The 11,398-nt window shown below is 39.6% G+C and carries 10 protein-coding genes; 8 read left to right on the top strand and 2 right to left on the bottom strand.

Annotated features, from left to right (window positions below; genetic code table 11):
* The first annotated feature begins 86 nt into the window (after window positions 1-86).
* The 5 genes from J2Z32_RS21240 to J2Z32_RS21220 all read left to right on the top strand — a co-directional run bounded on the left by J2Z32_RS21240 (window position 87) and on the right by J2Z32_RS21220 (window position 5,800).
* Window positions 87-722, top strand: coding sequence for a diguanylate cyclase domain-containing protein (locus J2Z32_RS21240; RefSeq protein ID WP_342453988.1), 636 nt, complete (start codon window positions 87-89; stop codon window positions 720-722).
* A 108-nt stretch (window positions 723-830) separates the two neighbouring features.
* The gene (locus J2Z32_RS21235) at window positions 831-3,134 is read left to right on the top strand and encodes a choice-of-anchor A family protein (protein ID WP_210091206.1); all 2,304 of its coding nucleotides are present in this window, start codon (window positions 831-833) and stop codon (window positions 3,132-3,134) included.
* Between the two features lie 198 nt (window positions 3,135-3,332).
* Window positions 3,333-3,959, top strand: coding sequence for a class D sortase (locus J2Z32_RS21230; protein WP_245251682.1), 627 nt, complete (start codon window positions 3,333-3,335; stop codon window positions 3,957-3,959).
* A gap of 112 nt (window positions 3,960-4,071) precedes the next feature.
* Window positions 4,072-5,187, top strand: a complete 1,116-nt coding sequence (locus J2Z32_RS21225) for a histidine kinase (RefSeq protein ID WP_210091205.1) — start codon at window positions 4,072-4,074, stop codon at window positions 5,185-5,187.
* A 22-nt stretch (window positions 5,188-5,209) separates the two neighbouring features.
* Entirely contained in the window at window positions 5,210-5,800 is a 591-nt protein-coding gene (locus tag J2Z32_RS21220) for a GGDEF domain-containing protein (RefSeq protein WP_210091204.1), read from the top strand.
* Between the two features lie 35 nt (window positions 5,801-5,835).
* Here the strand turns inward: J2Z32_RS21220 and J2Z32_RS21215 are convergent, their stop codons facing one another.
* Window positions 5,836-7,086 (bottom strand): methyl-accepting chemotaxis protein, encoded by a 1,251-nt coding sequence (locus tag J2Z32_RS21215; RefSeq protein ID WP_210091203.1) that lies wholly within the window; start codon window positions 7,084-7,086, stop codon window positions 5,836-5,838.
* Window positions 7,087-7,268: 182 nt separating this feature from the next.
* Between J2Z32_RS21215 and J2Z32_RS21210 the strand changes: the two genes are divergently transcribed.
* Complete coding sequence (locus tag J2Z32_RS21210) at window positions 7,269-8,174, top strand: glycoside hydrolase family 5 protein (protein ID WP_210091202.1); 906 nt, start codon at window positions 7,269-7,271, stop codon at window positions 8,172-8,174.
* A gap of 95 nt (window positions 8,175-8,269) precedes the next feature.
* Here the strand turns inward: J2Z32_RS21210 and J2Z32_RS21205 are convergent, their stop codons facing one another.
* Window positions 8,270-9,007, bottom strand: coding sequence for an SAM-dependent methyltransferase (locus J2Z32_RS21205; protein WP_245251681.1), 738 nt, complete (start codon window positions 9,005-9,007; stop codon window positions 8,270-8,272).
* A gap of 309 nt (window positions 9,008-9,316) precedes the next feature.
* Between J2Z32_RS21205 and J2Z32_RS21200 the strand changes: the two genes are divergently transcribed.
* On the top strand, window positions 9,317-9,769 hold the full coding sequence (locus tag J2Z32_RS21200; RefSeq protein WP_245251680.1) for a MarR family winged helix-turn-helix transcriptional regulator: 453 nt from the start codon (window positions 9,317-9,319) through the stop codon (window positions 9,767-9,769).
* On the top strand, window positions 9,766-11,277 hold the full coding sequence (locus tag J2Z32_RS21195) for a DHA2 family efflux MFS transporter permease subunit (RefSeq protein WP_210091201.1): 1,512 nt from the start codon (window positions 9,766-9,768) through the stop codon (window positions 11,275-11,277). The genes J2Z32_RS21200 and J2Z32_RS21195 overlap by 4 nt, the downstream gene beginning before the upstream one ends.
* The last annotated feature ends 121 nt before the right edge of the window (window positions 11,278-11,398 follow it).

The following is an 11,398-nucleotide window of genomic DNA, read 5'->3' as shown; positions in this document are numbered from 1 at the left end:
TTTAGAAGTGATAATTATCATAGTAATTAAAGTGAACATATATTGTTGTAGGGTTTTGTATACCTGCAAGATTGTTGAGAGATAAGGTGAATATATTGGAGCATATTGGTATCATCGTGGTTATGATTATTATTGCTGTATTACTAGTTATGGTGATTGTTGTAGAACTCGATAAAAAGAAGCTGAGGGTTTTAGCTTATCAAGACGATGTAACAGGGTTGTTTAATCGTAATGGTTTAGAGAACTTTTGGAGTCGGTATAAAGGGAGAGGCGAGCTTGCTGTATTATATTTAGACCTTGATCATTTTAAAACTATAAATGACACGTTTGGTCATCATGTTGGCGATGCCTTATTACGGAATGTAAGCACCGAATTAAGTCGGATTACAAATCAAAATCAACTCGCATTTCGCATTGGTGGTGATGAGTTCATATTTATTATGAAAAATTGTGAGCCACACAAGGTAGAGATTCTCGCTGGTCTTATATTAGGTTTAATTAGCAAGCCTTATTATGTTGAGAATCATGAGCTGTATGTTACTGGGAGTATAGGAATAACAATGACCGAGTCAAACAAGGTAGAAAAAACAAAGCTTTTAGCTGAGGCGGATTCAGCGATGTACGCAGCAAAAAAGTTAGGAAAAAACTGTTATAGCGTGTATCGAAGGAATCGCCAGCAGTTTATTGAAAAAGTAAAAATGAACATGGAAAAAAATATTTAACTTTTTTTGATTTGTTGAGAATTTGTTGAGACAGATAGATCATATTGTTATATGACAACTAATTTAGCAGACAGTTAAAAAATTTACAAAGAAAGGGATCAACGGAACGTGAGGATAAAGGGAAATAAGGTTGTAAAAAGAAGCTTCAAGGTGTTGCTTATCACTACTGTTATTTTGTTTCGGGGACATTACGCTAATGTTGCATTTGCTAGCCCAGTAGATCCCCCTGTATCTGTGTCTTCCCTTTCGCTGAAGCAACTAGCGGCATTTTCTTCATTTTTAGGAGTAGCAGGGGATTATAATGCATTTATATTTGGAGATATGAGGCAAAGCTCCGATAGTGAGGGCAGAGTTGCTGTAGGTGGAAATGCAACATTTAACAATTACACGGTAAACTCAAGACTTACTTCAGGTGAATATGCTTTAGTCGTTGGTGGTGATTTAAACTACCAAGGGGGAGAAGTTCAAGGTAGCCACGCAATATATGGTGGGAATTTGATTAATAAGCCTACCGTGCGAGATGGTGAACTTCATCAAGGGACATCTCCAATTGATTTTGCAAAAGAGGGCAGTTACCTGAAACAAACCTCAGACGACCTAGCAAAAAAAGTGAATGTGAATATTGGTGAAACGTATTATAACCCGTATTATTCAGGAATTGAATTAAACGGAAGTGATCCGACTATTAATATTTTTTACATTGACCGAGACATTTCAGAACTTAAAATTAACGTTCCACCTGGTTCCACTGTCATTATTAATGTGAGTGGAGAAAACAGGAGAGTTGGAGGCGGAGAATTTTTCTTTAATGGTCAAGGTGGTGTAAACAATTCAAATGTGTTGTTTAACTTTTATGAAGCTAAATCATTAAAGCTCGAAGCCGTAGGCGTTCGGGGCTCAATTTTAGCGCCACTAGCAAACGTTGAGTTTAACAATGGCAATATTAACGGCACCATTATAGCCGAATCATTATCAGGAAGTGGCGAGCTCCACACCGTACCGTTTACAGGCGTGGATCCACCCATAACACCGACGGATCCAACGGATCCGACCGATCCAACGGATCCGACAGACCCAACGGACCCAACGGACCCGACCGATCCGACGGATCCAACCGACCCAACGGACCCGACCGATCCAACGGATCCGACAGACCCAACGGATCCGACCGATCCGACGGATCCGACAGACCCAACGGATCCGACCGATCCGACGGATCCGACAGACCCAACGGATCCGACCGATCCAACGGATCCGACCGATCCAACGGATCCGACCGATCCAACGGATCCGACAGACCCAACGGATCCGACCGATCCAACGGATCCAACCGATCCAACGGATCCGACCGATCCAACGGATCCGACAGACCCGACAGACCCAACGGATCCGACCGATCCAACGGATCCGACCGATCCAACGGATCCAACGGATCCAACCGATCCAACGGATCCGACAGACCCAACGGATCCGACCGATCCAACGGATCCAACCGATCCAACGGATCCGACAGACCCAACGGATCCGACAGATCCGACAGATCCAACGGATCCGACCGACCCAACGGATCCGACCGATCCAACGGATCCGACAGATCCAACGGACCCAACGGATCCGACCGACCCAACGGATCCGACCGACCCAACGGATCCGACCGATCCAACGGATCCGACCGACCCAACGGATCCGACCGATCCAACGGATCCAACGGACCCAACGGATCCGACCGATCCAACGGATCCGACCGATCCAACGGACCCAACCGATCCGACGGATCCAACAGACCCAACGGATCCGACCGACCCAACGGATCCGACCGATCCAACGGATCCAACGGATCCAACCGATCCAACCGATCCAACCGATCCAACCGATCCAACGGACCCAACGGATCCAACGGACCCAACGGATCCGACCGACCCAACGGATCCGACAGACCCAACGGATCCGACCGACCCGACGGATCCGACCGATCCAACGGATCCGACCGATCCAACGGACCCGACCGATCCAACGGACCCAACGGATCCGACCGATCCAACGGACCCGACGGACCCAACGGATCCGACCGATCCAACGGATCCATCGACTCCTACGGTTCCAACAACCCCAACAATTCCTGATGTTTCGGAGTTTGTGGAGATTGATGATGAACCAATACCATTTGGAGCTGTTGAGCAAAAAGAACAACCAGTAGAACCTGAACAACAATCTGAAAATTTAGATCAACCTGTAGATCCTTCTCCTTCTTCAGCAACAGACGAGATCATAGAACTGGCAGATGAAGAGCTTCCATTAGGTAGCGTAACTACATTGCCACAAACAGGGGAAACAAGCAGCATGCCTTATGTCGGATTTGGATTTTTATTCATCGCTGGTGGACTTTTAATTCGTCATAATAAACGCAATTAAGAAATTATGTTGATATTCTTAAGAAAAGAAGTAAACGGGTATTCCCAATTACTTCTTTTCTGCCTTGAAGCTTGTTGATTATAAACCATTATCGTCATTAACGATAAATTAATATAATCAATGGAAATCAATAAGCTTGAGGGTAACTAAACTGATAAGTGTGCTAATAACTACTCAGAGTGAAAGGAAGACAAACAGTTGAAGAAAAAACTTTCTTATTTATTAATTATTGCTGGTTTTTGTATCATGCTATTTCCTGCAGTAAATGAGTGGCTTGCAGATCAAGAGCAAAATCATTTGCTCGAAATTGCTGAAGCGGGTTCAACCGTATCTGAAAATAGTATGATAGGTCAAGATTATGCTCAAGTTTCCCAGCTACTTGATGAAGGTGTATCCTCCACCGATGAAAATAAAGCACAGCCTATTAAGCTTGAAGAAGGTGTTTTAGGCATTATTTCTATCGACTCTATAAATTTGAAGCTTCCTATTCTAGAAGGAGCAACCAAAAAAAATATGAGACACGCCGCAGCACATATGTCTGAGACAACACCTTTAGGACAAATAGGTAACGCAGCAATCGCGGCTCATCGCGCTCATAAAGAGGGTAGGTTGTTTAATCGGTTAGGTGAAGTTAAAATTGGCGATGAAATCATTGTGCAAAATGACCAGCAAAAGTATATATATAAGGTTTATAATATTGTTATTGTGGAGCCTACCGATTTATCTGTATTAGATACAAATGGTCAGGATTCTATTGTAACTTTAATTACATGTGATCCTATGATTAACCCGACACATCGATTAATTGTTCAAGCTAAATTATAATTGTAATATTAAATCTAATTGGGAGTGATAGATAAAATGATAGAGTGTGTTGCTCCCTATGTATACATATATAGGTAAGGAAACTATAGGACTACATGGAGGTGCAAACCAAGTGAGGCCAATCACTGACGAAGTGCGACAATTAGAATTAGACCAGCAGGATCAAGACCCTGAAGGGCAGTTACTATTGATGCAAGAAAATTCATCTGCGATGTTTGCCCATATGCTCCATCATCCTGAACGTCCAAAAATTTTAGCGGTGGGTGACGACCCCTCCAATTTAAAAGTGTTGGATCATATTTTAACACCTGTTCATTATGATGTTACTTTTGTTACTAATACAAAGGCAGCACTGGACTTGCTAGACTCACAGGAATGGAGTCTTATCATAACGGATGCTGCAATGCCACAACGTTCTGGTTATGAATTAACTCAACAAATTAGATCAAAGTTTTCGTTATCAGAGCTCCCTATTTTGTTATTAGCAACGCATAGCCATCCTGAAGATATGTATGAAGGATATATAGCGGGAGCAAATGATTATTTAATTAAACCGATCAATAGCTTAGAATTGAAAACAAGGGTACATGCTTTGATTAATGTACAACGTTCTATTAATGAACGTCTTAGACTAGAAGCGGCTTGGTTGCAAGCACAGATACAGCCCCACTTTTTATTTAATACATTAAATACAATTGCTTCCTTATCTGAAGTTGATATAAATCGGATGATTGCCTTATTGGAGGAGTTTGGTAATTATTTACAGACTAGTTTTCATGATGTCAATCTGCAGCGTGTTGTCCCTTTACAGCATGAGCTTCAATTGCTTCGTTCTTATTTATATATCGAGCAAGAACGTTTTGGAGATCGATTAAAAGTGATTTGGCAAATTCCAGAGCATTTAAGAATAGAACTACCACCGCTTTCCATTCAACCCCTTGTCGAAAATGCGATAAAGCATGGAATTTTAGTACGTGCAAGTGGTGGAAGTATTACGATAAACATTAAAGAGTTTCCACAGCTTGTTGAAATCAAAATAATAGATGATGGCGTTGGAATGACTGAAGAGAAGGTTCACAACCTGCTCCAAGGAGATAAAAAGCTAGAACAAGGAATCGGATTGCTAAATACGGATCGCCGCTTGAAACAACTTTATGGGCATGGTCTTAAAATCCAAAGTGTACTGGACCATGGGACAACCATAAGTTTTATTATACCTAAAAATTAAATTAATCATCGTTGGTGATAAAATGTACCTTGTTGAAATAGGGATTATTGTCATAGTTACCGCAAGTATATATTTACATATTTCATTTAAGCAACGTGCTGTACTAAGAAACCTCGCATATCGTGATTCCATAACAAAGACATTTAATCGTAATGGGATGTTGTATTATATGAAATCGTGTAAGGCTAAAAGAGCGCATGCTGTGCTGTACATCGATCTTGATCATTTTAAAGAGATCAATGATACCTGGGGGCATGAAACTGGGGATCAGCTATTACGTACAGCAACAAGGAGAATAAGGCAGGCCACAGGCAATTCTGACCTCATTTTTCGTGTAGGTGGCGATGAGTTTATCGTTTTAGTCCAAACAAAATATGAAGCACAGGCACAAAAGATAGCATCAGCCATTCTGGAGCAATTTAGCAGACCTATAGGAATTGAAGATAGGTCTATGGTCCTTTCTGCTAGTATAGGAGTTAGTAGCAGCAGAAGGGGAGTGAGATTAGGTCCTAACCTGATTAAAGAGGCAGATTTAGCTATGTATCATGCGAAGCAAAAGGGAAGGAATCAAATTGTCTTCGCCAATAGAGATGAAAATAACCCTGATCATTGAAATGAATTATAATCAGGGCTATTCTTTACTTTTATTTAAAACTTAAATATATTGATCGTTTTATTTAACTGCATTACTGCATTTTTCATCGTTTCACTTTCAGCAGCCATCGCTTGAATTGAGGAGATTTGCTCGTTCATAGATGCAGATACCTCTTCTGTTCCTGCAGCAAATTGTTCTGTGATCAAAGAAATGTTCTGAATCGAGCTAGAGATTGTTTTAGCACTTTCCAGCATCAGTATACTTTCTTTGGCAAAGTCTTCAACCTGCTTGCCAATATATTGGACACTATCAATAATTTGATTGAATACTTGCTCTGCTTCTACCATTAATTGACCTTGCTCTTTTACAATCTTCTCATTTAAAATCATGCTTTCATTTGCTTCTTTAATATCTCGATCTATAATTTGTACAAGCTTAAATACTTCCTTCGTAGATTTTGTAGATTCCTCTGCTAGTTTGCGAACCTCATGAGCTACAACTGCAAAACCTGCACCTTGCTCTCCTGCCCGAGCCGCTTCAATAGAAGCATTTAATGACAGTAGATTTGTTTGATCCGCAATTTCAGAAATCGAAGTAGTAATGAGTGTGATGTCTCTTGCACTTTCTGCTAAGGCTTGAATTGTACTTGCCACTTTGTTAGTAGCATCAATATTTTTACGCATACCAGATACTTGACGTGAAACTGCATTTCGGCCTGTTTCAACAAGCTGCAAGGTATCAGAAGAGCGTTGGTTCATCACTTGGGTAGTAGTGGTATAATCATTAATTTTATGCTCAATATCACTAATTGACTTGGTCATGTTGCCGATATCTTGCGAAATTTCGCCAGCACCGATGGCTAGCTCATTAGAGGATTGACCCACTTGTGTCATAACGTCAATTAAGCTGTGATTTTTATCAGAAATAGAGTTACTTGAGTTCATAACTTTTCGAGTGATCTGTGAGGTTTCTTGTAGGATGCTACGGAGCTTATTTACCATACTATTGAAGGAGACGCTTAAATCACCAATTCCACCTGAGGCATTAATACTGCCTGTAAAATCACCTTTTGCAACTCTAGCTGTAGCATGCGAAAGGGTGGTAAAGGAATCGGACAATACATTTCTTAAATAAATCGCAATGGGAAAGGTAAGCGTTAACAAGATCAAGGTTAAAAAAATACCTGTAAATATTTTTCCTACTATTATGAATGTGACCAAGGTTGGGATAGCAAAAAATGCTGCAACAACATAACACGCATAAAAAATTTTTTTGGAAAACGGAAGCTTATGAAACCATGCCATAAGAATTGAGTCTCCTTTACTAAATAATAGGATATTTATACCATAAGTATAGCATCACTTTCGTATTATCGGATATATATATTTTGCAAAACAATATATTATAAGGTAAATTTAAGTAGAAGAAAAATTGAAGTATATGGTAACTAAAACTTAGAGATAAAACAATGAGAGGAGCAAGTGGAATGAGTCTGTTCAGAGGTAAGCTTCAGGTTCAGCAATCATCGTTATATGATGAAAATGGTGATAAAATCCAACTGCGAGGAATTAGCACTCATGGGATGCAATGGTTCGGAAATTATGTAAATCGAGATGTAATAACTTGGCTCAAGGAAGATTGGAACGTTAACGCTTTTCGGATTGCAATGTATACTGGTGAAAACGGCTACATAAGCCAACCTCATCTCAAAGAGAAAGTAAAAGAAGCAGTAGAAATATGTATCTCCTTAGATTTATACGTCATCATTGATTGGCACATTTTATCTGATAACAATCCCAATATGCATAAAGAAGAGGCAAAGGCGTTTTTTGCAGAAATGGCAGGTTTATACCATCAATACCCACATGTAATTTATGAAATTTGTAATGAACCCAATGGCGAGGATGTGACCTGGGAGAAGGAAATTAGACCTTACGCTGTAGAAATTATCGAAGTGATTCGTTCCTATGATAAACAAAATTTAATTTTAGTAGGCACAGGCACATGGAGCCAAGACGTTCATCACGCCGCAGATCATCCTTTGGAAGATCATAATGTGATGTATACTGCTCATTTTTATGCAGGCACACATGGTGAGGAGCTTCGAGACAAAATTAGATATGCATTAAATAAAAATGCAGGTGTGTTTGTAAGTGAATGGGGAACGACGCTAGCAAGTGGGGATGAAGGCGTATATTTAGACAAGTCCGATGAGTGGTTGGCGTTTTTGGACGAGCATGGCATTAGCTGGTTTAATTGGAATCTAGCGGATCATCCAGAAGACTCCGCAGTATTAGTTCCAGGCGCCTCTGTACAGGGACATTGGGAAGAAAAGGACTTAAAACCAACAGGGAAATACGTACGAGAAAAGTTACGGTCTTATTCAAAATAAGTAGAACGATTTAAATCCTTATAATTATGACTAAAAAAGCCCGATGACTTGGATGAAATCCAGGTGAGAATCGGGCTTAAATATTTTTAACTCAGTTACTTTTTCCGCAATACAAAAGCAATAAAATTCAGGTATTTCAAACCGCCAGCACCGATTGCTTTACGATCATTTACTGCAATCTCATTTTCTTGGCTTATCCAATCCTCCCAAAGCTCATCATTATTTCCTTTCATTTCGTAGATGGAGATGACTTCAGCGTCCTCACTACTATTTAATATTTCTATCCAGTAGGTGATGTCACGTAGATAAGCAAGCTGTTCGGGTGTCCATGAAAGGAGTAGTTCTTCTGGAAGGTGATCATGACAATCCTTTTTCATGCCAGGAACACAGATGTAAAGATAACCGCCACTTTTAACGAAAGGTAACAGCTTTGCATCCAGGTATTCTGGATCACGCCCCCAATAGTTGTAGGAATCAGTGCTAATCACCGCGTCAAAAAAATTTTCTTCAAATGGAAAGTCGGTAGCATCAGACTTATCGGGTATGATCTGCTCTTCTGTTAGTCCCATTTCATTAAAAAATTTGCGGTTTTCCTGCGGGTCACTCCATAAATCAGTGGCATATACAGTAAAACCATAATCTTTTGCTAGCATAACACTTGTGACACCTTGACCACTTCCTAAGTCACAGACGATACTCCCAGCAGGAATTTTATGATTTTTCAGCATCTCTTCCTGCAATTTCAAAGGGTTAGGTCCCATAAATTTAGCTATGAACATGGGGGAATTATATTTTTGGCTTACAGTGTACTGCATTGTATTTTTGTTGTTCATTATGCGCCTCCTATAGTTTAAGGTAGGGTTACGCAAGAACAATCTTATATTAGAATCATGAGATTGTTCTTGCTAGCATAATGCCGATCTCAAGGTACCTTTGTTAATAAGTCAGTGCCCCTTTCTTCATTTATCTTCCTCTATAATATATGTTTTTGATAATAAATTTAAGCTCTATTTAAAAATCAGTACTTTGATCGACCTAAATTTAATTATGTCTTGACATTCATTATAATAAAGTTTAATATTTCGTATGCGATGCTTCTTGTACGAAGTATTTAATTGTTAGAATGTGAAGGAATGGTAGAATTGGCGCAAAAAGTTAATATGCATGACATTGTGCATTCTTTCAGGGCTGTAAAAAAGTCCTTTTTTCAATTGCTTACTGAGCAATCTGAGAAATCTGGGATAACAGGCATTCAATTTTACGCTCTGAAAATTTTACGTAATGAGGATCAAATTGGAGTTACAGATTTAGCTGAGAAAATGCAGCTTGGTGCTAGTACTGTCAGCGGTGTTGTGGATCGCTTAGTTAAAGCCGAATTAGTTGAACGTAATCGTAGCCCTATTGATCGCAGATCAGTCACTTTAGTACTAACGGAGAGGGGAAAGGAGGTTCATGATACTACTAACGTAAGATATTCAGGTATCTTAAACAATATTTTAGAAGACCTAAATGAAGAAGAGATTATCCATATGCTAAATACACATGAACAAATTATTGAGTCATTAGAGAAAGCGAGAGAAGAAAATCAACTATGAATACAGCAACGAATAATACATTTACTTTCAAAAAATGGCCAATTGTAATGGCACTACTTATTGGAGCATTTGTATCCATTTTAAATCAGACGTTAATGAATATAGCTTTACCTAAAATGACAGTGGATCTTGGTGTAAGCTATACAACAATTCAATGGTTATCTACTGGCTTTATGCTAGTAAATGGCGTACTTATTCCGATAAGTGCCTTTTTAATGGCAAGATTTAGTACACGCAAATTATTTATTGCAGCAATGAGCTTATTTTCGATCGGTACTTTGATTTGTGCGTTAGGAAATAGCTTTCCTGTCGTTTTAATCGGTCGATTAGTGCAGGCATCAGGCGCTGGTGTTTTAATGCCACTCATGACCGTTATTTTCTTAACTATTTTTCCAATTGAAAAACGGGGACAAGCGATGGGGATGATGGGGATTGCAATGATTTTTGCACCTGCGATTGGCCCAACCTTATCTGGCTGGGTCATTGAGCATCACCCTTGGAACACTTTATTTTGGATCATACTTCCGTTTGCAGTGTTATCGATTGTATTAGGGATTGTGTTTATGCGCAATGTAACAGAAACCTCTAAGCCTAATCTAGATATATGGTCGGTAATTTTATCCACTGCGGGCTTTGGTGGCTTATTATATAGCTTTAGCCAAGCGGGAAGCTCCGCCGATGGTTGGCATAGTACAGAGGTTATAGTAAGTCTCATCGTTGGAATAATCGCACTCATCTGGTTTATTGTTCGTCAAATTTTTTCAAGTAACCCGATTTTAGAGTTTAGAGTGTTCCGTTATAGTATGTTTAGTTTAACGACGTTAATTAATGTGATTATTACGATGGCTTTATATGCTGCTATGATTTTGTTGCCGATTTATTTACAAAATCTACGTGGCTTTACGCCTCTTGAATCAGGACTATTATTAATGCCTGGTGCAATTTTAATGGGAATTATGTCCCCAATCACTGGCATTATTTTTGATAAAATCGGGGCAAGATGGTTAGCTGTCATTGGACTTATTATTACGACCGTAACGACATGGCAGTTTAGCAAACTTACATTAGATACGACGTATACGCACTTAATCCTTGTATACACGATTCGGATGTTTGGCATGTCGATGCTAATGATGCCTATCCAAACAGCCGGGCTTAATCAATTACCTGCTTCCTTAAATGCTCATGGTACTGCGATGTCAAATACGTTAAGAACGATTGCTGGGGCAATGGGAACGGCGTTATTACTCACCGTGATGACAACGGAAACAAAAGGACAGTTGACTTCATTAATTGGGCAAGCAGGGATTAACCCGAAGGACCCAGCAAATGCAGGGCAAATTGCACAGTTAACTCGTACTGCAACATTACAGGGGATTGATCATGCCTTTGTGATTGCAACTGCGATTACGGTTGTTGCATTATTGCTATCCTTTTTCATACGCAAGGTTCATGTTCAGCGGCAAGAGCAGGGGAATATAAGTAAGACTGCTTCAGTATCACAATAATAAAAAATAGGTTACTGCTTAAAGTTTGATATGCTCCCATCATAGTAGACAGTAGAAAAAACAAAAATTCTACTTCTACCATGATGGGAGTTTTTATAGTGTCTAAAAGAAGCAAGATATC

The sequence above is a fragment of the Paenibacillus turicensis genome, assembly GCF_017873435.1.
GTDB classification, from domain to species: domain Bacteria; phylum Bacillota; class Bacilli; order Paenibacillales; family Paenibacillaceae; genus Fontibacillus; species Fontibacillus turicensis.
This window is presented reverse-complemented; position numbering and strand designations above follow the sequence as displayed.

What these genes read in the sequence shown, in the direction of transcription:
- J2Z32_RS21195 (WP_210091201.1), top strand. Translation starts at nt 9,766, where the DNA reads ATGAATACAGCAACGAATAATACATTTACTTTCAAAAAATGGCCAATT.
- J2Z32_RS21210 (WP_210091202.1), top strand. Translation starts at nt 7,269, where the DNA reads ATGAGTCTGTTCAGAGGTAAGCTTCAGGTTCAGCAATCATCGTTATAT.
- J2Z32_RS21215 (WP_210091203.1), bottom strand. Translation starts at nt 7,086, where the DNA reads ATGGCATGGTTTCATAAGCTTCCGTTTTCCAAAAAAATTTTTTATGCG.
- J2Z32_RS21205 (WP_245251681.1), bottom strand. Translation starts at nt 9,007, where the DNA reads ATGAACAACAAAAATACAATGCAGTACACTGTAAGCCAAAAATATAAT.
- J2Z32_RS21220 (WP_210091204.1), top strand. Translation starts at nt 5,210, where the DNA reads ATGTACCTTGTTGAAATAGGGATTATTGTCATAGTTACCGCAAGTATA.